This window comes from Plantactinospora sp. ZYX-F-223 (genome assembly GCF_039649625.1).
Classification (GTDB): Bacteria; Actinomycetota; Actinomycetes; order Mycobacteriales; family Micromonosporaceae; genus Plantactinospora.
The window spans coordinates 90,343-113,427 of record NZ_JBDJAV010000023.1; the positions used below are offsets into that span (position 1 = coordinate 90,343).

The 23,085-nt window shown below is 69.3% G+C and carries 16 protein-coding genes; 5 read left to right on the top strand and 11 right to left on the bottom strand.

The window, feature by feature from the left end:
• Nucleotides 1–6: 6 nt before the first annotated feature.
• Nucleotides 7–1,032, bottom strand: a complete 1,026-nt coding sequence (locus AAH979_RS23360) for a LacI family DNA-binding transcriptional regulator (RefSeq protein WP_346260250.1) — start codon at nt 1,030–1,032, stop codon at nt 7–9.
• 553 nt (nt 1,033–1,585) lie between these two features.
• On the opposite strand from AAH979_RS23360, the gene AAH979_RS23365 reads away from it, so the two are divergent.
• From AAH979_RS23365 to AAH979_RS23375, 3 genes are all read left to right on the top strand, one after another.
• Entirely contained in the window at nt 1,586–2,773 is a 1,188-nt protein-coding gene (locus AAH979_RS23365; protein WP_346260251.1) for an extracellular solute-binding protein, read from the top strand.
• Nucleotides 2,774–2,901: 128 nt separating this feature from the next.
• Entirely contained in the window at nt 2,902–3,726 is an 825-nt protein-coding gene (locus AAH979_RS23370; RefSeq protein ID WP_346260252.1) for a sugar ABC transporter permease, read from the top strand.
• Entirely contained in the window at nt 3,723–4,547 is an 825-nt protein-coding gene (locus AAH979_RS23375; RefSeq protein WP_346260253.1) for a carbohydrate ABC transporter permease, read from the top strand. Before AAH979_RS23370 ends, AAH979_RS23375 begins: the two co-directional genes overlap by 4 nt.
• Nucleotides 4,548–4,707: 160 nt before the next feature.
• On the opposite strand, the gene AAH979_RS23380 is transcribed toward AAH979_RS23375, so the two are convergent.
• The 3 genes from AAH979_RS23380 to AAH979_RS23390 form a co-directional block, all read right to left on the bottom strand.
• Complete coding sequence (locus tag AAH979_RS23380) at nt 4,708–6,027, bottom strand: hypothetical protein (protein ID WP_346260254.1); 1,320 nt, start codon at nt 6,025–6,027, stop codon at nt 4,708–4,710.
• Between the two features lie 539 nt (nt 6,028–6,566).
• The gene (locus AAH979_RS23385) at nt 6,567–8,924 is read right to left on the bottom strand and encodes a beta-L-arabinofuranosidase domain-containing protein (RefSeq protein WP_346260255.1); all 2,358 of its coding nucleotides are present in this window, start codon (nt 8,922–8,924) and stop codon (nt 6,567–6,569) included.
• A gap of 113 nt (nt 8,925–9,037) precedes the next feature.
• Nucleotides 9,038–10,429, bottom strand: a complete 1,392-nt coding sequence (locus AAH979_RS23390) for a glycoside hydrolase family 43 protein (RefSeq protein ID WP_346260256.1) — start codon at nt 10,427–10,429, stop codon at nt 9,038–9,040.
• Between the two features lie 725 nt (nt 10,430–11,154).
• Here AAH979_RS23390 and AAH979_RS23395 point away from each other — a divergent pair.
• Entirely contained in the window at nt 11,155–13,254 is a 2,100-nt protein-coding gene (locus AAH979_RS23395) for a family 43 glycosylhydrolase (protein ID WP_346260257.1), read from the top strand.
• A 354-nt stretch (nt 13,255–13,608) separates the two neighbouring features.
• Here AAH979_RS23395 and AAH979_RS23400 read toward each other — a convergent pair whose 3' ends face one another.
• Nucleotides 13,609–14,901: a cellulose binding domain-containing protein gene (locus AAH979_RS23400; protein WP_346260258.1), complete on the bottom strand. Its 1,293-nt coding sequence runs from the start codon at nt 14,899–14,901 to the stop codon at nt 13,609–13,611.
• A 756-nt stretch (nt 14,902–15,657) separates the two neighbouring features.
• On the opposite strand from AAH979_RS23400, the gene AAH979_RS23405 reads away from it, so the two are divergent.
• Nucleotides 15,658–17,010: a PHB depolymerase family esterase gene (locus tag AAH979_RS23405; RefSeq protein WP_346260259.1), complete on the top strand. Its 1,353-nt coding sequence runs from the start codon at nt 15,658–15,660 to the stop codon at nt 17,008–17,010.
• Nucleotides 17,011–17,043: 33 nt separating this feature from the next.
• Here the strand turns inward: AAH979_RS23405 and AAH979_RS23410 are convergent, their stop codons facing one another.
• From AAH979_RS23410 to AAH979_RS23435, 6 genes are all read right to left on the bottom strand, one after another.
• Nucleotides 17,044–17,844 (bottom strand): MaoC/PaaZ C-terminal domain-containing protein, encoded by an 801-nt coding sequence (locus AAH979_RS23410; RefSeq protein WP_346260260.1) that lies wholly within the window; start codon nt 17,842–17,844, stop codon nt 17,044–17,046.
• Nucleotides 17,844–19,022, bottom strand: coding sequence for a thiolase family protein (locus AAH979_RS23415; protein WP_346260261.1), 1,179 nt, complete (start codon nt 19,020–19,022; stop codon nt 17,844–17,846). Before AAH979_RS23415 ends, AAH979_RS23410 begins: the two co-directional genes overlap by 1 nt.
• Nucleotides 19,023–19,067: 45 nt before the next feature.
• Nucleotides 19,068–19,895, bottom strand: a complete 828-nt coding sequence (locus AAH979_RS23420) for an SDR family oxidoreductase (protein ID WP_346260262.1) — start codon at nt 19,893–19,895, stop codon at nt 19,068–19,070.
• Between the two features lie 76 nt (nt 19,896–19,971).
• Nucleotides 19,972–21,612, bottom strand: a complete 1,641-nt coding sequence (locus AAH979_RS23425; RefSeq protein WP_346260263.1) for a long-chain-fatty-acid--CoA ligase — start codon at nt 21,610–21,612, stop codon at nt 19,972–19,974.
• A 3-nt stretch (nt 21,613–21,615) separates the two neighbouring features.
• Nucleotides 21,616–22,026 (bottom strand): thioesterase family protein, encoded by a 411-nt coding sequence (locus AAH979_RS23430; protein WP_346260264.1) that lies wholly within the window; start codon nt 22,024–22,026, stop codon nt 21,616–21,618.
• A 113-nt stretch (nt 22,027–22,139) separates the two neighbouring features.
• Nucleotides 22,140–23,054 (bottom strand): PaaX family transcriptional regulator C-terminal domain-containing protein, encoded by a 915-nt coding sequence (locus AAH979_RS23435; protein WP_346260265.1) that lies wholly within the window; start codon nt 23,052–23,054, stop codon nt 22,140–22,142.
• Nucleotides 23,055–23,085 lie beyond the last annotated feature (31 nt).

Consider the following 23,085-nt stretch of genomic DNA (forward strand, 5'->3'; position numbering starts at 1 on the left):
TACGGCTTACGACGCGGGCGCGGCGATGGACCCGCGTCGGCGCAGCGGCATGGGGACGAGGATCGGTTCCGTGGTACGGCCGTCGAGGAGGATTTCCACCGCGCGGCGCCCCATCTGTTCGTGTGGCAGGGCGGCGGTGGACAGGCCGGGGCGCAGCCAGGTGGCGATAGGGTCGTCGTCGAAGGAGACGACGGAGATGTCGGTGGGAACGGCCAGCCCGGCCTCGCCGAGTGCCTGGTAGGCGCCGAAGGCCAGCCGGTCGTTCATGCAGATCACCGCGCTCGGGCGTGTCGGCTTGCTCAGGAGACCGCGCATGGCGGCATAGCCGTGTTCGGGTAGCCAGTCGGTGCAGAATGCCTCGGCGAGCAGGGTGGCGCCGGCGGCCGACAGGGTCTCCCGGATTCCGCGCAGGCGCGCCCGCGCGGCGAGGGAGACCTCGGGGTCACGCTCCTTGAGCCGGGCACGGCCGATGAGCGCGATCCGGTCACGGTGGCCCTGTTCGAGAAGTGCGGTGGTGACGGTTCGACCGGCTCGCTCGTCGTCGGGTAGCACGCAGGGCAGGGTCTCCGGGCTGGTGGCGTTGAGCAGCACCACGGGACCGCTCCCGATGGCCGGCGGCACTGCCAGCCGTCGGGTCGCCATCGCCGCGTAGATGACCCCGTCGACCTGGCGGTCGAGCATCGCCTCGATGGCGTACTGCTCGAACGCCGCATCGCCTTGCGTCTCGGCGATGAGCAGCACGTGGTCGCGTTCGCGGGCTGCGTCCAGCGCGCCGCGGATGAGGCCGCCGGCGAACCGGGTGGTGGCGACGATGTCGGAGACGAACGCGATGGTGGCCGTCTTGCGGGTACGCAGGCTGCGCGCGGCGACGTTGGGCCGGTAGCCGAGCTCCTCCGCGGCGGCGAAGACGCGCTGGTGCGCTTCGGCGGAGAGTCGGGTGCCCTCCCGCCCGTTGAGCACCATCGACGCGGCGGTCTTGGACAGCCCGGCGCGCCGCGCGACATCGGCCAGGGTTGCTCGGTTGCGGCCCATCGGTCCTCCGATCGAGGCGGTTGATCCGACACCGCCCCCGCCCATCATGCTGCGTCGGCGGACGGTGTCCAGTGTCGGCCGTCGGCCCGGTTGTCTGAACCAGCGGCTCCGAGCCGTTGCGGCTTGTCCTTGACAGCTCCGCGCCCCGCGTCCATGCTCTGCTAAATCAGTTTAGCTCACGTTGTGCTCCAGGGGAGGCACCCCACGCTCCCTCACCTGGAGAGAGGACATGGTTGGTACTGCGCGCCTGGGTCACGGTCTCGCTCGCGACGTGAACCAGATGGCGGCCCCTCAAGCTGTCGTCGCGGGGTCCGATGGAACTTGCCACGACAACCGCTGGCCGGCGAGGCGCGCGCGGAGGAGTCAAGGAGCCGTAGGAATGTACGGATTTTCGACGAAGTACTCGCGGCGCAGGCTGGTGTTGCTTGCTTCGCTACTGACTGCCGCTGTGACGGCTACTGCTTGTGGTGCTCCTGGATCAGATCAGGAATCCCCGGGTGATTCCGCCGCACCGGTCCGCACCGAGCTGGGAACCGAGCCGATCACTCTGGAGATGTACGCGGAGACCGGCTTCCCACTGGCGAAGGCGCTGGCCGACGAGTTCACCAAGCAGCACCCGAACGTGACGTTCAACGTCCGGGAGGACCAGTTCACGGTGATCGTGGAGAACGCCCCCCGGGTGCTGGCCTCGGACAAGGCGCCGGACATCATCCGGCTGCCCACCATGGTCGACCTGGTCAAGGACGGGCTGCTGAAGAATCTGGACCCCTACTTCACCGCGTACGGCTGGGATGCGTTCCCTGCCTCGCAGCTTGTGCAGTTGCGTGTCGCCGAGGGAGGTCGTCCGCGCGGCACCGGTTCGCTGTACGGGATGGGACTCGGCTACAGCGTGACCGGAGTGTTCTACAACAAGACCCTGGCCGAGCGGGTCGGCATGACCCAGCCACCGGCCACCATCGCCGAGTTCGAGGAGCTGCTGGCCAAGGCCAAGACCGCCGGTGTGCAACCGATCATGCAGTTCAACAAGAACACCGCCGGAATCAACTTTCCCCACCAGGCGCTGCAGAACCAGTTCGGGGACCCCGCCCAGATCGCCGACTGGATCTTCCAGAAGCCGGGCGCGACGTTTGACACGCCGGCCGCGCTGAAAGCCACCCAGGGCATCCAACGGTGGGCGCGGGCCGGGTACTTCCCGAAGGACGCGAACGCCCTGGACTACACCGCGATGATGGGTGAGTTCCAGAAGGGCAACGGCCTGTTCATGTTCAACGGTGACTGGGAGTCGGGCAACCTCGACAAGTCGATGAGCGGGAACGTGGGCTTCTTCCTGTTCCCCACCGAGTCCGGCGGTGGCAAGCACGTGGCGATGTCCGCGCCCAACACCTTCGGCGTCGGCGCGAAGGCCAAGAACCCGGACGCCGCCGCCTTCTTCCTCAACTGGGTCCACACCAACGCCAAGGCCCGGGAGATCTCGGTGACCGTCGGCGGCTCCCACCCTGGCGGCCCGTCCGGCCTGACTGTCCCGGCCGTTGCCGAGGGAAGCGTGTTGGCCCAGACGCTCAAGGCGTCGCAGCAACTCGGGGCGGAGAACGGGGCGGTGGATTTCACCGCGAACGCCACCGGTGGCATCTTCGCGGCGGCGATCACCCCCGAGATGCAGAAGCTGGTGGCCGGCCAGCAGACCCCGGAGGGGTACGTGAAGGCGGTCCAGGCCGAGTACGAGAAGGAACTGTCCCGATGACGTCTGCCGCTGGCAGCGCCCGGACCAGTCGGGCGGGGTTGTCGGACCGCCCGTCGCCCGTGCGGCCCCACCGACGTCGGTGGGGCCGCACGGCCCGGTGGAGCGGCTGGCTGTACGTGCTGCCCGCCATGATCATGTACGCCGTCTTCGTCCTGCGCCCCCTCGCGTTGACATTCCAGTACTCGCTCTACCACTGGAACGGTATCGGCGTGGCCCGGTGGGCGGGCCTGGACAACTACCTCACGGTGTTCACTGACAGTGATCTGTTGAAGATCATCTCGAACGCATTCGTTCTGATCATCTTCTTCAGCCTCGTCCCGGTCACGCTCGGCCTGCTGGTCGCCAGCCTCGTCCGACGGATCAGTGCGGGCCCGTTCGGCACCGCCGTGCGTACCATCCTGTTCCTGCCGCAGGTGATCCCCCTGGTAGCGGCCGGCATCGCGTGGAGCTGGCTGCTGTCGTCGAATGGCCTGGTCAACCAGGCGCTCCGCGCGGTCGGCCTGGGCGGGCTCGCCCGCGCCTGGCTCGGCGACTTCGACACGGCGTTGCCCGCTGTCGGGGTCATCGGCGCATGGGTCCTGCTCGGCCTCTGCACGATCCTGATGGTTACCGGCATGAGCAAGATCGACCCAGCGCTGTACGAAGCGGCCCGCATCGACGGCGCCGGACCGGTACGCGAGTTCTTCGCCGTCACGCTGCCCGGCCTGCGACACGAGATCGGGGTGTGTCTCACCGTGACCGTGATCGCGGCCCTGGCCAGCTTCGACATCGTCTACATCTCCACCAGTGGCGGCCCGGGCCTGCAAACCACCGTGCCGGGTCTGGAGATCTACCGGCTCGCGTTCTCCCAGCGCCAGGTCGGGCTCGCCTCGGCGCTGGCCGTCGTGCTCATGATGCTGGTGCTGGCGTGTGTACTGCCGATCCAGCGGTTGACTCGGGAGGACAAGGGATGAACCTGAGTCGACGCGAGTGGCTGACCGGTCGCGTCTTCCTGATCGCGCTGGTCCTCGTCACACTCCTGCCGTTCGTGAGCATGCTGTCGGCGGCGTTGCAGCCCCGCGGCACGGTACCCAACGGGCTGGCGTGGCCGTCGGATCCGCAGTGGGGGAACTTCGTCGACGCGTTCACCGTCGCGAACATGGCCGCGCTGCTGCGCTCCAGCCTGCTGATCGTGGTCGGGGTAGTACCGATCTCCGTGGTGATCGCCACCATGGCCGGGTTCGGGCTCGGTCAGCTCCGGGTCCCCGGCGGCAGGTTCGCCTTCGGTCTCCTCCTGCTCGGCCTGACCCTTCCCTTCGAAGCGGTGATCACCCCGATCTACTACCAGATGCGAGACCTCGGCCTGCTCAACACGCGTTGGGCGATCGTTCTGCCGCTCATCGCGCTCTACATGCCGTTCGCGGTGTTCTGGATGCGGGCGCACTTCAGCAACGTGCCGACCGAACTCTCCGAGGCGGCACGGATGGACGGCAGCAGCACCTGGCAACTGTTCTGGCGGATCCAGGTGCCGCTCGCGCGGCCGGCGATCGCGTCCCTGACGATCCTGTTGTTCCTCTGGACCTGGAACCAGTTCCTGCTCGCCATCGTGCTCGTCGACGACGCCACCAAACGCACCATGGCCGGTGCCCTCGGTGCGTTCCAGGGCCAGTGGGGCACCGACCTGGTGCTGCTGTGCGCCGGATCGCTGCTCATCCTCACCCCGACCCTCATCGTGTTCCTGATCTTCCAGCGCCAGTTCATCAAGGCGCTGCTCCAGGGATCCGTGAAGGGATAGCCGTTGACGACACGTCCGCGGCTCTGCGGCGACGTCAGGACGGCTTCGGTCGGGTGGCGGACGTGCTCGTCGACAACTTCACGGATCGGCTTTGGGCGCCCGTCGTGTTTGCACCGGCGAGTGGCCCGTCCTCGGCAGAGCAGGACGGGCCGACCGGGTACTACGCCGACGGTTTCGTCTGGCCCAGCAGCCAGCGTAGGATCCCGCGATCCTCGTACGTCGGTCCGAACGCCGCGTGGTAGTCCGGCAGCGAGAAGGCCTCGTCCTCGTACTCGGTGTAGCGCACGAGAGCGGCCGCCTGCTCCGGGGTCTTCCCCCGCCCCGTGTACGCCTCGCGCAACGCCGCGGCAGAGTTGCGCGCTCCCGAGACGTTGAGCAGGTGGTCGTGGACGCCGTGCGTGATCCAGAGCGGAATCTCGGCGTTCGCGATCGCGGCCGCCTGCTCCGCGCTGACCTGAAAACCACCGGTGAGCAAGCCGGCGGCGAACAGCTCCGGACGTTTCGCGAATGCCTCCCACAGCAGCCTGGAGCCGTAGGAGACGGTCGTCGCGTACACCCGTCGGGTGTCCACGCCGAAGTCGCGGACGAACTGGTCGAGCAGCTTGACCAGCAGGTCGGCCTCGGTAGCGGCACCGACCCGCTGGTTCTGCGGAGCCAGGACGATCACGTCCTCACTGCTGCCGGTCCAGCTCGGCTGCAGCCACGCGGTCGCGGGGATGTCGGCGGCGATCTGGACGCCCAGGTTGTCTCCGTCCCAGCCCATGCCGTGACCGGGCAGGACAACGACGAGTGGATATCTTCTGCCGGCCTGGTAGTCCTTCGGCAGGTGGTAGTGGTAGGGCAGCACCATCCCGCCGCTCAGGAACGAGCCGTACGTGAACTCGTCGACGAGTAGGTTGACCGGCTTCCCGGTGACGCCGAGAGAGCGGTGCGGAGCGGCTTTGGCGAGCACCGGACCCTTACCCGACCCGTGCCCCGGTTGGCCGTGGACGTCCTTCCGCTGCACCACCCGGGTCGGGAGTTCAGGATTCACCTTCACGGTACAGAGGAAGGTCGGGCACTTGGAGACGATGACCGTCCAGCCGCCGGGGTCGGCGGGATTCAGCTCGACGATGACGTACCTGCCCGGCACCGATCGGCGGTCCGGGCGGGTCGTCGGTGCGCTGTTGGTGTAGGTGTGGGTGACGGTCCGGTCGGCCAGCTTCGGGAGGTCCTCGATGGGGTTGAACCGGAAGTTGTAGATCGTGTCCGACACTCCGAACGTCGTCTTGTCCACCGTGCGTGGGTTGACCGTCGCGCCGTACTCGACCGCCACCGCGGACACCTTCTGCCCGTATGTGTAGACCGTGGTGATCGGCGTGACGCTCCGGACACCCTTCTCCGAGGTGCTCGGGTCACCCAGGCTTCCGTACGCCGTACCCGTAGCGGCGAGCGTCAGCACGGAGACGAGCGTGCCGACCACCCCTTTTCGTAGCTTCATCCAGATCCCTTCCTCCCGGACGCGGCCGCCCGGCCAGCGCAGCCGGCCCGAACACACCGCCCGCGCCCGGCGGCTGTCCGGAAAGCGTTCGGCTAAATTGATTTAGCAGGAGAATGCGCGCCGCCCAATGCCATGTCAAGACGTAGGGACGGCATGGTCCTGAAACCTGGGATTCATTCCGGCCGTCGGCCTGTTCTCCGGTCGGGGGAGCGATGGCTGGTCGCGTTCGGCCGGCGAGACCGCGGCGCCCGCGTGACGCGTACGTCGCCGCCGGAGTCGATCCCGCTGGAGCGGCGGACCTGATCCGCTACCCGGAGTTCCTGAAGCGTACGCCCAGCCGGACTACCACGCGGCCGTCGGCCCGGCGTACGAGGACTCGTCGATCCTCCGGTGGCTCCTCGCGCGATAGCAGACTGGTCCGGTGTGGAGGAGCGGAGCGCGCTCCTCCACACCGGACTCGTCTAGCTACCGACCCTGTCGCCGATGGCGCGGGCTGCCTCCGATCTCACCGGCCCGGGTGCCCGGCCGTCGCGGATGGTTCAGGTGTTGCGGACGAGCCGCCAGCGGTTGTCGGCGCTGCCGTTGTCGGGGTCCTGCACGGCTTGCGCTCCCCAGGCGGTGGAGCCGTTGAGGATGCCGAGCAGCTTGCCGCTGTGCACGTTGCGGATCTTGTAGGTCCCGTCGCCCTGGTCCAGGAGCGTCCACAGGTGGTCGGCGGTACCGTTGTCGGACCATTGCAGGACGCGGGCGTTGTCGGCGGTGGACATGTCCTGCACACCGAGCACCTTGCCGCTGTTGGCGTTGCGTAGCTTGATGGCGCTGCCCTCGGTGACGACCACCCAGTTGTGGTCGGCGGTGCCGGTGTCGCCCCACTGGACGGCGAGTCCGCCGTCGGCGGTGGACATGTCCTGGATGCCGAGGACCAGGCCCGTGCCGACGTTGACCAGCCGATGGCTGGCAGCAGCGGGGTCGCCGCCGTTGGTGCTCCAGTAAACCGTGTAGTTGTGCCCGTGCGCGTCGTAGAAGGGACCCAGGTTGACCGTGCCGCCGTTCGCGGCGGCGGTGAAGGCCAGCGACGTGCCGCTGGTCCGGGTGACCGACGAGACGGTGAGTGCCGGCAGGGCGTTCAGGGCGGTGTTGCCGTAGTTCCCGGAGAGCACGACCGGGCCGTAGGTGACCGCGGCGACATTCGGGTTGTCGTTGGCGGCCTGCATGATGACCCGCATGGGCAGGCGGACGGTGATGGTGTCACCCGCGGACCAGGTGCGGGTGATGGTGGCGTAGCTTCCCGGGGTGGTGGCGATGCTCTGCACCGTGCCGTTGACACTGATCGTCGCACCGGTGGTCCAGGCCGGGATCCGTACCCGGATGCTCCACGAACCGCTCATCGTGCCGGACAGGGTGAGGGTGCTGGTGTCGCTGACCGGGTAGCTGGTGGTCTGGGTCACGGTGATACCGCGCTGGGCCCAGTTGAGTACCGATGGCATGAACAGGTTCACGGACAGCGTGGTGCCGTTGTGGAAGTAGATGGAGTCCATCAGCGCCGTGTTGACCTCGATACCGGTGCCCTGGCAGCACCAGAAGGAGTTGTAGTCGGTGCTCCAGGTGCCGCCGCCCCACGCCGGACCCACGCCACGTCGGCCGCCCGGGTTGAGCGGGGTGAAGTAGGTGATGTGCCCGTGGCTGTCGGCCGGATTCTGCGCCCCGATGATGTGGTTGAGCAGGGCCCGCTCGTAGAAGTCGAAGTACGCCGCCCGGTTGGGGTCCAGCAGCCACAGCTCCCGGGTCAGCTTGAGCATGTTGTAGGTGTTGCAGTGCTCGCAGGTGTCCTGGCGGAGGTACCCGGCGATGGCGTTCGGTGGGCGGAAGTGCTCGGCCTGGCTGTTGCCGCCGATCGCGTACGTGTGCGCGCCGACGCAGATGTTCCAGGCGTTGCCGGCGATGTCCCGGTAGCGGGTGGTGCCGGTGGCCTTGTACTCCCGGGCGGCGCCCACCCACTTCGGGACCTGCGTGTTGGCGTGCAGCCCGTTGAGCTGGTCGGAGTTGGCCGCCAACGGGTTGAACACGGCGGCGTGGTCGAACCGTTGCGCCGTGGTCAGCCAACGGCCGTCGCCGGTCTGTTGGTAGATGTCGGTGAGTACGGCGTTCATCCCGCCGAACTCGGTGCCGAGCATGTTCTGCATCTGGCTGGAGGTCAGCCGGCCGGTGCGCCAGTCGACCCAGCCGGCGAGCGCCAGCAGCACGTCGCGGGCCTGGTTGTTGCCGAGGTGGCGCCACACGTCGAGCAGGCCGGCCAGGGTCTTGTGGATGACGTAGTACGGCACGTTGCCGTTGCTCAACGTGCGCGCCTCGAGGGCGGTGAAGTCCGCTTCGGGGAAACCGGAGAGGTAACCGGTGTTGAAGCCGGCGGCGCCGTTGTTGGCCTGACACTTGGCGAGTTCGGCCACCATGTAGTTGGCCTTGTCCCGGCAGGTGGTGTCGCCGAGCACGGCGTACGCCTGCGCCCAGGCGGTCAGGAAGTGCCCCTGCATGTGCGTGCGGAAGGGAAACGACGGTGCGTCCCAGCCGCCGTTCGAGGCGGCGCCGTTGGTGGACAACCGGTGGTTGGCCCGGAAGTTGTAGAGCAGCCGGTCGACGTTGACGAAACGCAGGTAGCTCATCGTCCTGTTCTGGTTGTCCAGCCATCGGCTGTCGGTCAGCCGTACCTGGCCCAGCTCGAACGGGTACGCGGAGACCCCGATGTCCGGCCGGACCGGGGGGAGCGCGGCGGCTGCCCGGGCACCAGCGATCGCCGGCCCGGCGGCTGTGGCGACAGTGGCGGTACCGGCGGCTGTCGCGACGGTGGCGGCGCCGGCGGCCTGCAACAGCCGGCGCCGGCTCATGGGGGGTAACGGCATGGTGGTTCTCCTGTAGCGCGGAGTGGCCGGCCGGGCGGGACGGCGGCCACTGGTCGGTCAGGGCGGGCGGGGAGCCGGGCCGGCTGGCAGATGCCCCGGCCCGGCGGTGGTGACTACGAGGTGACGCGGAAGGTGGCGTCCTGCCGATCCGCCGCGCTGGAACTCGCGCTGAGCGGGTCGATGCGCAGCAGGTAGCCGGCGTGCCGAAGGTAACGGTCGGGCACGTTGTACGAGCGGAACGACGACCACGAGTTGTCGGCCAGCCCCGCGGTGCGGTAGAAGGTGGCGTCGGCGCGGAAGGTCGAGCTGTTGTCGTTAGGGTCGAGCCGTGCAACGTAGCCGCTGTGCCGGATGTAGTGGCCGGGGCGGTTCACCGACTCGAAGGAGACGCCGGCCGAGTCGGCGAGGCCGGGGACCGTCCGCCACATCTGGTCCTGGTACGACTCGAACGGGTACGGGTCGATCCGGACCGCGTTGTTGGCGTGCCGTACGAAGTAGTCGGGGAAGTTGGAGGACTTCAGCCGGACCCAGTTCGGGGTACCCCAGCGGCTGACCGCAGCGTTGTATTCGGCGTCGGTGATCCCGGTGATCGAGCCGTGCTTGGAGTTCAGCGGCGGAGTGTAGTCGCGCTGGTTCAGCACCGACCAGGAGTTGCCGCCGACGTTGTCGGTGGACCATAGGTACATGTCGTTGTTGACCGGGGAGAACGAGTCACCCCACAGCCACCAGGCGCCGCCGTCGTTGCGCGGGACCAGGTGCGCTCCCTCGATGGCGTTGCCCTGCCGCAGGCCGCTGGTATAGGTGGTGAAGCTGTTCGGCGCGCCGGTGCTGGACCGCGCCCCGTACAGGTTCCCGTTCGAGAGGTTCTTGTAGAACAGGTACGTGACGCCGCCGCTGACCCGGATGTCCGCGTCGAGAATGGGGAATCCCGGGCTGAAGTAGGTCTGCGGCCCGCTGACGGTGCGGAAGTCGGAGGTGTAGTTCACCAGGAACAGGTCCGTGGTGGTGTTGGCCGAGTAGACGATGGCGTACTGGCCGCGCCCCGCGTCCCAGAAGACCGTGGGCGCCCAGGTGTGGACGTTGGTGTAGGTGTGCATGCGGAGCCGCCGGTACCCGGTGAAGCTCGTCAGGTCCGTCGAGTCGTACACGTGTAGGTACTGGCTGTTGCGGTCGAAGTTGGTGCCGTACAGGTCGGTCGCGACCACCACGAAGGTGCCGTCCTGCTTGCGGAAGATGTAGGGGTCGCGCAGACCCAGGTCGCCGGCGGTCGGCGTGACGACCGGATTGTTCTGGTTAAGCGGGGTCCAGGTGAGCCCGTCCCGGCTCACCGCGACGTGCAGGCCGTAGTTGGCGCCGCTCTGGTTCGGCGACTCGGTGAAGTAGGTCATGGCGTAGGCGGTGTATGTCGCGGCCAGCGCGGCTCTGGGGCTGACGGCCAGACCGGTCGCGGTGAGTGCCGTGGAGGCGAGGGCCCCCAGGGTGAACTCTCGTCGGGTTATCGCCACGATGTTGACCTTTCTGACCACCTGGCGTGCGGTCGAACGTGGGGCGGCAGTGGTGGAGACCCTTCCTCGTTGCCCGAACCTGTCGTCGCGGGCAGGCGTCGGACCGAGCGGGTCTCAAGGCGCTTCCGGAGCCCACGGAAGCGCTAGGCGTTGTCCGGGCGGCCGGCGAACCGGCGGTGCCGTCAGGGACCGCTCAGACCGACGTCGTTACCTGACCGGTAGCGGACGGGCAAACGTCGGTGATGTCATGCGCAGGCGTCGATGTGAGCGGTAACATACCTCCTCCGGTAGCGCGCCCGCAAGCCTGCCGTTGCCGGTACGACACACGACCGAAGTCCGGGCGAAAAGGTAGAAGTATGATCACGTTCCCGTCTGGTGGCCGTATCCCGCCCCCGTATGGGCCGGCGGGAGCGCTCGCCCCCCAGGAGGCGGTAGTGGGCGATGGCAACGGCGGCAGAAAGCGATTGCCTGGCTGTATCGATCGTGCAGCGCCGTCACAACTTGACGGCGAGCATGTTATCGCTCACAGTCGATGGGCGAGGGCGACGTGAAAGGCGGCTCACCGGGCGGGCCACCTCGTCGTACCTCCGCTCGGGGCGTGCGTCAGGGCATCCGCACACCCTGTGAGCGTTCTACATCAGCCGGTGGGGCGGGCCGCTCCCGTGCGCCGCGGTGTACCCGCCGGTCGGGCGGTCAGCCCGAGTATCGCCAATTGGAGGGGGATAATGGGTATTTTAGGCGGGTTTTCGCGGCCTGCGCCGCCGCGGTCGAGGTGGTTGCCGCGGGTTGTCGCGGCGGTGGCGGTGGCGGTGCTGGTGGGCAGTGGTGCCGCGGCGGTGGGTTCGGTGCCGGCCGCTGCGGCGACGGTGGACACCAGTGCCTGGTACGTGTTGGTCAACCGGAACAGTGGCAAGGCGTTGGACGTTTACAACCTGGCCACCAGCGATGGTGCGCGGATCACGCAGTGGACGCGGAATGACGGTAACCAGCAGCAGTGGCAGTTCGTGGACTCCGGTGGTGGTTACTACCGGTTGAAGTCGCGGCACTCGGGCAAGGTCCTGGATGTGTCCAACTTCTCCACCGCGAACGGTGCCAGCATTGTGCAGTGGGCTGATCACAACGGGACCAACCAGCAGTTCCGGTTGGCTGACTCGGATGGCGGTTACGTGCGGTTGGTCAACCGGAACAGTAACCGGGTGGTGGAGGTGCAGAACGCCTCGACAGCCGACGGCGGAAACGTGGTGCAGTACGACGACTGGAACGGTGCCAACCAGCAGTGGCAGCTCGTCCGCGTCAACGGCGGCGGCGACCCCACCACACCGCCGCCCAGCGGCTCGTACACGAACCCGGTGGTGTGGCAGGACTTCGCCGATGTCGAGGTCATCCGGGTGAACGATGCCTACTACATGACGGCCTCGACCATGCACTACTCCCCGGGCGCGCCGATCCTGCGTTCGTACGACCTGGTGAACTGGGAGTTCGCCGGCCACTCGGTGCCGAGCCTGGCCGAGTTCGAGAACAACGCCTACAGCCTGACCGGCGGGCGGGCGTACGTGCGGGGTATCTGGGCCTCCACCCTCGGCCACCGGCGCAGCAACAACACCTTCTACTGGATCGGCTGTACCGAGTTCAACCGTACCTACGTCTACACCGCCAGCACGGCGGAGGGTCCCTGGACGAAGCGTTCCCGGATCAACAACTGCTACTACGACGCCGGCCTGCTCGTCGACGACAACGACACCATGTACGTCGCGTACGGCAACGGTACGATCAGCGTCGCGCAGCTCTCCGCCGACGGCCTGTCCCAGGTCCGCGCGCAGCAGGTGTTCCAGACCCCGTCGAGCGTCGGCACCCTGGAGGGCGCCCGATTCTACAAGCGCAACGGCAGCTACTACATCTGGCTCACCCGCCCCGCCAACGGCCAGTACGTCCTCAAGGCCGACAACCCGTGGGGCCCGTACGAGATGCGCCAGGTGCTGCTCAACATGCCAGGTCCGATCTCCGGTGGCGGCGTGCCCCACCAGGGCGGCCTCGTCCAGACCCAGACCGGCGCCTGGTACTACATGAGCTTCGTCGACGCCTACCCCGGCGGCCGGGTCCCCGCTCTCGCCCCGATCACCTGGAGCGGTGACGGCTGGCCCAGCATCCAGACCGTCAACGGCGGCTGGGGCGTCAGCTACCCCAACCCGCTGCCCACCCGGCAGGTCAAACCTCTCACCGGTTCCGACACCTTCACCGGTACGACCCTCGGTCCGCAGTACGAGTGGAACCACGTCCCCGACAACACCCGCTGGTCGCTCAACAACGGCCTGCGCCTACAGACCGCCACCGTCACCAACGACCTCTACAGCGCCCGTAACACCCTGACCCACCGCATCCAGGGACCATCCTCGACCGCCACCATCGAGCTGGACTACTCCACGATGCGCGACGGCGACCGGACCGGCCTGGCCATGCTCCGGGACCAGTCAGCCTGGATCGGCGTCAAACGCGACAACGGCACCACCCGGGTGGTGATGACCGACGGCCTCACCATGGACAGCAGTTGGAACACCACTGGCACCGGCACCGAACGCGCGTCCGCCGCCGTCTCCGGCGGCCGGATCTGGCTACGCGTCAACGCCGACATCCGACCCGGCAGCGGTCGGCAGGCCCGCTTCTCCTACAGCACCAACGGCACCAACTTCACCAGCCTCGGGTCGGCCTTCACCCTCAACAACGCCTGGCAGTTCTTCATGGGCTACCGCTTCGGCATCTTCAACCACGCCACCCAGTCACTCGGCGGCTCGGTCACCGTAAGCCGATTCGACCTCACCACCCCATGATGGTTACCGCGCGAGTCCGGTCCGGCATCACCCCGACCCGTACCCCCGGCTGACCCGTACGGGTCCGTCGACCGGCGGGTCGTCCGACGCGGGACCCCGGTCACCTCGACCGGGGTACCCGGCGGCGACACTCACCTGAGACAGCCGGTCGCGGACGGCCGGTACGACCCTGTGCGGCAGGAGGGGCACCACGAGCGGCGCGGCGAGCGACGCCCGGCCCACGGCTTATCACCTGTCGGCCGCCGGAGGGCAGGCCGGGTAGCTTCCGGAGACATGCCCTCGGATCCACAGAGCTTCAGCGGAAGGGTCTGGGGTGGGGCCCGGTCGGGCTCCACCCCAGGTCTCCGCTGACGGTCAGGCGAGGGTGCAGGCCGCGCCGTTGAGAGTGAATGAGGTTGGCCTGGAGGTGTTGCCGGTGTGGGTGGCCTGGAAGCCGATGCTGACCGATGCGTTGGGTGCGATGGAGGCGTTGTAGGAAACGTTCCTGGCCGTCACCTGTCCGGAGGCCGGTGAGTAGCTGGCGTTCCAGCTTGAGGTGATGACCTGCCCGCTCGGCAGGGCGAAGACGAGCGACCAGCCGTTGACCGCCGTGGTGCTGGTGTTGGTGATGGTGATGCTCTCGGTCAGGCCGGTGTTCCAGGCATTTATGGTGCTGGTGACTCGACACTGGCCGGTGGAAGGCGTCGGTGTTGTCGGGCCCGGCGTCGGGGTGCTTGGGCCCGGTGTCGGGGTGCTCGGGCCCGGCGTCGGCGTGCTTGGGAACTGTGTGAAGAACGTCCACGTCTCCTGGGGAAGCCAGGCCGCGTTGGAGCCGGCGTCCTGCGGAGTGGGGGTGTGGCCTCCATCGAACGCGTACCAGGCAACCGGGTGCCCGGCCGAGCATCCCGAGTAGTGGAACTCCGTGTGCGTGCCGCTGCCCTGCGCCGGCTCGGGCGGGCTTGCCGCAGTGCAGCCGTTGTTCCTGACGAACCTGTCGCGCATCGATCGTCCGCCGGAGATGCTGAGCACGTTGTCACTGAGACCGTGCGCCTGAAGGTAAGCGATGGGCTGGGTGCCGCCATTGCACCCGCTGATCACGCCACCGGCGTAGATCGCGACGGCGCGGAAGACGTTTGCCCGGGCACACGCCAGCGCATAGCTCATACCGCCGCCGTAGCTGAAACCCAGGGAGTACAACTGCGTCGTGTCGACGCAGAGGGCATTCTCGATGGTTCTGATCATGTCGTCGGTGAAGGTCACATCCTCACCGCCGGAGTTGGCCCAGCCATTGTTGAGGCCCTCGGGTGCGACGAAGATCGTGCTGTTGTTCGCCAGTGGCAGGAGCCCGTAGTAGCTCTGGCTCACCACCGAGTTGGCGTTGCCGCCCAGCCAGTGGAATCCGAAGACCAGCCGGTAGAGGCGGTTGTTGTCGTAGTTGTCGGGAACCCTCAGCACGAAGCTCCGGGTTTTTCCGCCGCTCTGTATCGAATGCGTGCCGCTCGTCAGCGTTGGTGCCCTACCGCATCCGGCGGTGGCCGCGAGGATGCCTGCTCCGGTGCCCGACCCGACTGCGCGCGCGTCGTGCGGCGTGGCGGCACCGGACGGCATCGCGGTCGCTACCAACATCGCGGCGCCCGCAGCGGCTGCGGCGGCCGACAGCGCCAGCATCGTCGGGCGATGTCTGCGCCCTGCTCTCCCAATCAACGTTCCTCCTTCAGGTTGCGCCATCAGCACCCAGGCCTATCGACCGGCCGGGGTCCGCGTGGCCGGTGTCGGCCGCGCACCGATGGTGGTGTCCGCTGGCGTGGCACCGGCACGGTTGCGTCCGACGGCTCGGGTGGGTGTGAGCCACAGTGCGGGATGCCCTTTACGGTCCCCCGTTCGTGAGACAAGGCAGCGCACCCACCGAGCCCAAGGCCAACCACTCCGATGCCATCGATGATGGTCAGTAAATATAGGAGACGATATGACGACCGTCAATGGAAATGCCAAGCATTCGATAGTGGGGCAGTCAGGGCCTGCCCGTCGGTCCTGCCGTGCGGGGGCGGCGGTGCTGTCCGGCCGTTCTCGATCTACATACTGTTCCCCTGTCGGTGTGGATCCGTCCGGCCGCGCCGGTCACCGGGACCGGTGTGGCCGCGGCTCGGCGGGCTCGGTGGGCAGGGCGACGGGCGGACCCGGCACCCTGCCCTGAGGTTTGCGCTGTGCGGCGCCTGGTGGGACAACGCACCCTCGCCCGCACTCGCACCCATGCTTCGCAAGCACTTCGACCCCGTCGGGTGGCGGCGAACTCGGGTTCGCCAACCGCCTCCACGATGCGGGCGGGCCGATGGGTTCCGAGGGCGGTCACCCGGAAGGGCGATCCCGCTGCGAACTCAAAGACACTTTATTGACGACCGTCAGCCAAGTTGCTAGCTTGATTCAATGATGACTATCAATGAAAGGAGCGGGCGCCGACTCCGGGTGGCACTCGTCGCGTTGGCTTCCACCGCGCTCGCGGCGACCGCCGGGATCGTGCTCGCTTCGCCGGCCACGGCGGCGTCCCTGGTCGAGGTGACCAGCTTCGGTGACAACCCGGGCGGCATGCGGATGCACGTGTACGTGCCTGACTCCCGTCCCGCCAACCCGCCGATCGTGGTGGCGATGCACGGCTGCGGCGGCTCGGGTCCAGGCTTCTACTCGGGCAGCGAGTTCGCCTCGCAGGCTGACCGGTACGGGTTTATCGTGATCTACCCGACCGCGACCCAGCAGGCGGGCTTCGGCAACTGCTTCGACGTCTGGTCGGCGGCGTCCAAGCGCCGGGGCGGCGGGAGCGACCCGGTGTCGATCGTGTCGATGGTGACGTACGTCCAGCGGCAGTACGGCGGTGACCCGAACCGGGTCTACGCGACCGGTAGTTCGTCCGGCGGCATGATGACCAACGCCATGCTCGCGCTCTACCCGGACGTCTTCAAGGCGGGTGCGGCGTTCATGGGGGTGCCGTTCAACTGCTTCGCCAACGCGGCCGACTTCCCGCCGCAGAACAGCCAGTGTGTCAACGGGCGGATGGACCGGACGCCGCAGCAGTGGGGCGACGCCGTGCGCCAGGCGTATCCCGGCTACACCGGTGCCCGCCCGCCTATCCAGTTGTGGCACGGCACCAACGACACGCTCGTGCCGTTCCAACTGCTTCAGGAGGCGGTCGACCAGTGGACCAACGTACACGGCCTGAGTCTCACGCCGACCTCCACGGACACACCCCAGGCGAACTGGAACCGGCGGCGCTGGACCAGCGGCGGTGTCACGCTGCTTGAGGCGATCAGTGTCAACGGTGCCGGCCACAGCCTGCCGATGAGTGGCATGGCACAGGCGGCGGTGCAGTTCTTCGGCCTCGCCGGCGGAACGCCGACCCCGAACCCGACCACCGGCACGCCCACATCCTCGCCGAGCGTGCCGCCGACGACCACTCCACCGCCGTCCGCAGGTGCCTGCCGGGTCGGCTACACGGCCAATAGCTGGACCGGCGGCTTCACCGCCAGCGTGACGGTCGCCAACACTTCGACCACCGCCGTCAACGGCTGGACTGTGCAGTGGAACTGGCCGGGCAACCAGCAGGTGACGAACGCCTGGAACGCCACGGTCAGCCAGTCCGGCGCGCAGGTGACGGCTCGCAACGTCTCGTACAACGCCGCGATCGGGGTCGGGGTGAGCGTCACGTTCGGCGTCCAGGGCACCTACAGCGGAGCGAACCAGGCGCCGACCCAGTTCACGGTCAACGGCGCGGTGTGCAGCCAGTGACGGCGCAGACAGTGTCGGCGGCAACGCCCACTGTCACATGACGCAGGGCCGGGCGAGTTCGACCAGGCCGGCGCCGAGCACCACGGCGCCGGCCCGGTCCACGCTCTCGAACCGGTATCCGTGACCGTCTGCCCAGACCCGTGTGGTGAGGGCGTCACCGGGCGCGACCGGCCGGGTGAAGCGGCAGCTCAGCCGCGCCGGCTCGGCCCCGCCGGCGAGCACGGTGTGGCCGGCGACGGCGAGACTGGCCAAACCGTGCACGATGACGCCGGGCAGCCCGGCGCCGCGGGCGAACGTGTCGTCGAGGTGGATCGGGTTGCGGTCGCCGGAGGCGTCGGCGTAGCGACGCGGCAGGTCGAGCGGCAGAGGTGCGGTCGCGGTACGCAGCGGCGGGCCGCTGGGCGCGTCGGCCGGCAGGGCGGGGGAGGGCGCGCCCAGCCGCAGGTCGGTCGGTACGCCGCGGTAGAACTCGGTGACGTACTGCTCGTTCAGGAGCGCCCCGTGGGCGTCGTACGTCTGCACCCCGATGGTGGCGACCGTGCCGCTGCGCTTGCCGTGCAGCCCGAGCACGGCGGCGCGGACGGTGACCGTCTCGCCGACCGGCAGCCGGCGGTGGAAGAAGATGTCCTGCTGGCCGTGCACGACCCTGGCGCGCAGCTCGGTGGGGGCGGCGGTGTCGGCGACCATGAAGACCAGGTCCATGGCGGGGACGACGGCGTAGACCGGGGAAGGCCCGCCGACGGCGTCGGCGTAGGCAGCGACGCCGGCCGGGGTGACATCGAACGGGCGTGGCTCGCTCCAGCGGCCGACGACGGATTCGTCGAACGACGTCATCAGTCGGTCACCTCCAACACCACGGCGCCGGCGGTGTCACCGGCCGCGCATCCGGTGAACAGGCCGCGTCCGCCGCCCCGGGCGTGCAGCGCGGCGACGAGCTCGGCGATCGCACGCAGGCCGGTGGGCCCCTGCGGGTGCCCGTAGACCAGGCTGCAGCCGTACGGGTTCATCCGGTCCAGCGCGAAGCCGGTCTGCCGGGCGAAGTAGAGGTCGTTGACGGCGAACGGGTTGTGCGTGGTCACCACGTCGATGCCGGTGATGTCGAGGCCGGCGGCGGTGAGCGCGGTGCGGGCGGCCGGCAGTGGCGCCCGGGGCATCCGGGCTCGGTCGGTGCGGGCGAAGCCGGTCGCGAGCAGTCGTGCGATCCCGGTACCGCCGCTGAGTTCGCGGGCCCGGTCGACCGTGCTGAGCACCGCTCCGGCGGTGCCGTCGCCGGGATGGGTCTGCGACCCGTACGTCACGACGCCGTCCGGCCGGACGGGGGAGAGCGCGGCGAGCCCGTCGGCCGTAGTGTCGTGCACGCCGTGGTCGTCGTCGACCACCACGCCGCCGCGCCGGCCCGGCACGTGCACCTCCACCAGATAACCGGAGCGCCGGGCGGCGGATGACCGGTACTGCTCGTGGCGCAGCAGCGTGACAGCGTCGATCTCGGCGCGGGAGTAACCCTCCTCGGCGGCCACGTGCTCGGCGGTGTCGAGCATGGACTGGCCGGTGTTGGGGTCGTGCCGCATCGGGTCCAGCACCCAGTGCTCGGTCCGGGGCGCCGCGCCCGGGCTGCGCTGGGCCGACCAGACCAGCAGCGGGCCGTTGCTCGTGCGGTCGGCGGCCAGCGCGAGCACGGTACGGTGGGCGTCGAGTTCGACCTGGACGGCGGCGGACTGCACCACCGCCACCGAGGTGGCGCAGGCCTGAGCGATGGTCGGACCGGTGACGGTGCCGAGCCCGAGCCGCGGGGTGATGGTGGTGACGCCGTAGAAGGATGCCGGCTGCGGCACGGTGGTGCCGAAGGCGACCTGGCTGATCTCGGAGGTCGGCATCCCGCCCCTGGTCAGCGCCCGGCCGGTCACGTCGACCGCCAGGTCCACGCTGGACATCTCGGCGAGCGGACCCTGCCAGCGGCAGAACGGCGAGGACCAGACCAGGTTGACCGGCATCGCCACGTCGGAGAGCCGCATCACCGGTTCCTGGCGAGGTCGGCGGGTTGTCTGGCGGGTCGCATCTCAGCTCATCCCTTCGGCCTGCCCACCGGCGACGGTGAGTACCTGGCCGTGGACGAAGTTCGACCACGGCGAACAGAGCAGGAAGATCCCGCCGGCCGCCTCCGCCGGGGTGGCGGGCCGGCCCAGCGGGATGCGCGCCGCGGCCTGTTCCCGCACGGCGCCGGGGATGCCCAGCGGGATCCGGTGGTCACCGTGGTCGAAGGTGCCGGCCTCGGCGGCGTCGGCGGTCAGCCGGGTCTGCACGAAGCCGAACGCCACCGCGTTGACGTTGATCCTCAACGGGCCCCACTCCTTGGCGAGCGTCCTGGTGAGGCCGATCAGCGCCGCCTTGGCGGCGGCGTAGTTGGCCTGGCCGACGTTGCCCATCGTGCCGGCGATCGAGGTCACGTTGACCACCTTGCGGAAGACCTCGCCACCCTCTGCGGCGTCGCGCTTGGCGGCCTCGCGCAGCACCGGCGCGGCGGCGCGCAGCAGCCGGAACGGCGCCGTGAGGTGGATGTCGAGCATGGCGGTGAGCTGCTCTTCGGTCATCTTGTGGAAGATGCCGTCCCAGGTGTAGCCGGCATTGTTGACCACGATGTCGAGCCGCCCGTACTCGTCCACCGCGCGGGCGACGACCTTGGCCGGCGCCGTCGGCGCGGTCAGGTCGGCCGCGACCGCTACCCCGCGACCGCCGAGTGACTCGACGGTGCGGGCGAGGGCGTCGCCGTCCAGGTCGGCGCAGACCACCCGGGCACCGTGCTCGGCGAGCAGTTCCGCGGTCGCCCTGCCGATCCCGCGCGCCGCGCCGGTGACCACCGCGACCCGGTCCGCCAACAATCCGCTCATGCCGGCACTCCGCTTCGCTTCGTGCCGTCATGAGGCACCGTCGCACTGAGCTGGCCGATTCGCTCGCTCCGCTCGCTCATGGCTGTCCTTCCCGCGTCGCCGGGGTGAGCTCCGCCGCCAGCACGTCCTGCCAGGTCCGGCGGGCCGTCAACTTGTCGAACTTGCCGGTCGCCGTCGTCGGCAGCGTGTCGACGAACCGGACGATGTCGGGCAGCCACCAGCTCGCCACCCGGGGGCGCAGGTGCGCGACGAGCGCGTCGGCGGTGACCTCGGCGCACGCGACGACGAGCGCGGCGGGCCGTTCGCCCCAGGTCGGATGCGGTACGGCGATGACCATGGCCTGGGCCACCGCCGGGTGGTCCATGAGGTGGTTCTCCAGTTCGATCGAGCTGATCCATTCGCCGCCCGACTTGACCAGATCCTTGGCGCGGTCGAGCAGGCGGAGGTAGCCGTCGCCGTCGACGGTGCCGATGTCGCCGGTGCGCAGCCAGCCGTCCCGGAACCGGGCGGTGTTGGCGTCGTCCTCCGGCTGGTGGTACGACTCGGTGACCCACGGCCCGCGTACCTCGATCTCACCGGCGGACCGCCCGTCGTGCGGCAGCACCACGCCGTCCGGGTCGACCACCCGCAGCTCTACCCCGGCGGTTGGCACCCCCTGGGTGGCGTGCAGCGCCTGCCGGAATTGCTCCGGCCGATCCTCCAGGTGCCGGCGGACCATGGTCAGGTTGCCGGACGGCGACATCTCGGTCATGCCCCAGCCCTGCCGCATCGCGACGCCGCGCCGCTGGTAGCGCTGGATCAGCTCCAGCGGGATCGCCGAACCGCCGCAGAGGATCCGGTCCAGGCCGGCCAGGTCGTCCGGGCCCGGTGCGAGCTGGTCGACGGCGAGCCAGAAGGTCGGCACCCCGGCCGCGACGGTCACCCGCTCGTCCCGGACGAGGCGTACGACGGTGGCCGGGCTGGTGTCGGAACCGGCGAGGACCAGACCGGCTCCGGCCAGCGCCGCCGAGTACGGCATGCCCCAGGACAGGGCGTGGAAGAGCGGGGTCAGCGGGAGCACGATGTCGCGTTCCCGGATGGCGAACGAGTCGACGAACAGGCCGCTCATCGCGTGCAGGGCCAGTGACCGGTGCGAGTACACCACGCCCTTCGGACGGCCGGTGGTGCCACCGGTGTAGCAGAGGCACGCCGCGCTCCACTCGTCCACCTCCGCCGGCTCGTCCTCCGGCGCGCTCGCCAGGAGCTGCTCGTAGTCGGTCGCGTCGGCGAAGTCCGGATGCGGTGCGCTGCCGTCCGGCAGCACGACGTAGTGCCGGACGCCGGGGAGCCGGCTCCGGATCGGCGCGAACTGTCCCGTCAGGGACGCCGTCACGAAAATCATCCGGTCCTCGGCGTGCGCGGCGATCGCCGCCACCTGGTCCGGGTGCAGGCGGGTATTCAGTGGTTGCAGCACCGCTCCGGCCAGTGGCACGCCGTAACACAACTCCAGGTGGGGTAGTCCGTTGCAGGCGTACGTGCCGACCCGGTCGCCCGGGCGGACACCGAGCGCGGCCAGCGCGTTGGCCAGCCGGTGTGCCCGACTGGCCAGCTCGGGCCAGCCGCACTCCGCCCGGCCGGCCTCGGTGTATCCGACCAGCCGGGCGTGCGGGCCCATCGCGGCGGCCCGGCGCAGCATCATCCCGACGGACAGCGGCATCGAGCCCATGGTGCTCCGCATGCCTCAGCCCTCCGCCGCCCCGGTCCCGGTCAGCAGCGCGCGGAGCCGATCCGGCCACGGACTGCTCAGGCCCGTGTCGGCATCGATCCACACCACGGTCAGCGTCCCCCGGGCCAGCGTCGTGCCGTCCCGGGCCACCGTGAAGGCGTAACGCAGCGAGGCGCGCCCGACGTGTTCCACCGCCAGGGTGGTCTCGGCGATCTCGCCGAAGTGCAGGGCTGCCAGGTAGTCGACCGTGAGGTTCACCCGGGGCATCCAGCGGGCGTCCGCCGCCGTGACGCCGAGCTGGTCCTGCAGCTCCTTCTCGGCGCTCTCAACGAACCGCAGGACCACCCCGTAGTGCCACCGGTCCGCCGGGTCGGTGTCCGACCACTCGAGACGACGGCGCACGACGATCGACGCTGGCTCGGCCATCCGGTCTCCCCGCTGGTCCCTGTAGCTGCTGTCGCCCGGTGCAAACGCGTGGCCCGACGTCCTCGAGCCTGGACCGAGTCTGACTATCTACGTGCCTAGCGTCAAGACTAGTGTCACGTATCGCCCGTCCGGCTGGTGTGGGTGCGCACCAGCGCGGCGAGGTCGGGGTCGTGCCCGGCGACCACCTGGACCACGCGCTGTTCGGCCAGTCCGGTCAGGCCGTCGTACAGCTCGACGAAGAGCGCCCGGGCCGCCGCCCGGGGCCAGTGCGCCGGAAGCAGCTCGGTCGGCAGCTCCGGGTCGAGGCTCGGCATGGTGCGCCAGTCGTCCATCAGGGCGGTCCGCGCGACGAGGGCCTCGGCGGTACCGATCCGGCCGGTGCGCCACCGTCGCCGGACCGGCTCGTACGCGGCGAGGATCCGCTCGTACTCGGCCCGCAGGGCGGCCAGGTCCCAGGCGTTGATGGGATGGCCGCCGGTCGGCCCGCCGTCGGCCAGCTCGGCGGTGAAGACGGTGGCCCGGTCGATGTCGAGCTCGGAGAGGATCGCCGTCACCTCGGTCACCCGTTCGTGCGGCGAGACCCAGAGGCCGTCGTAGAGCGGCGCGAAGCCGTGCCAGCCGAGCCGGGTGCGCAGGGCGTGCCGCCGGGACCTGTCGTCCTCGGGCACCGAGAACGCGGCCACGGTCCACCGGCCGGTCCAGGGTGTCCGCTCGATACCGAATGACAGGATGTGGCCACGACCCTCGGTGAGCACCCCGGCGGCCCGCTCGCTGAGGGCGTACGAGGTGCGTCGGCCGGACTTCGACTGCTCCAGCAGCCCGCGCCGGGCCAGCCGGCTCAGCGCGGCGCGGGCGCTGACCTCGGTGATATCGAACTCGCCGAGCAGTGCGACCAGGGCCGCCGAGGGCAGCGGGGCGCGCTGGCCATACCAGTAGTCGCCGAGCAACGTCAACAGCAGGTGTTGCGGGCTGCCGCCGGCCTGCACGCGCGGCAGGTCGGCCGGGGGCGACGCGGACTGCATCGACATGCGGCAGACTCTACAGATTCCGCGTCATCCG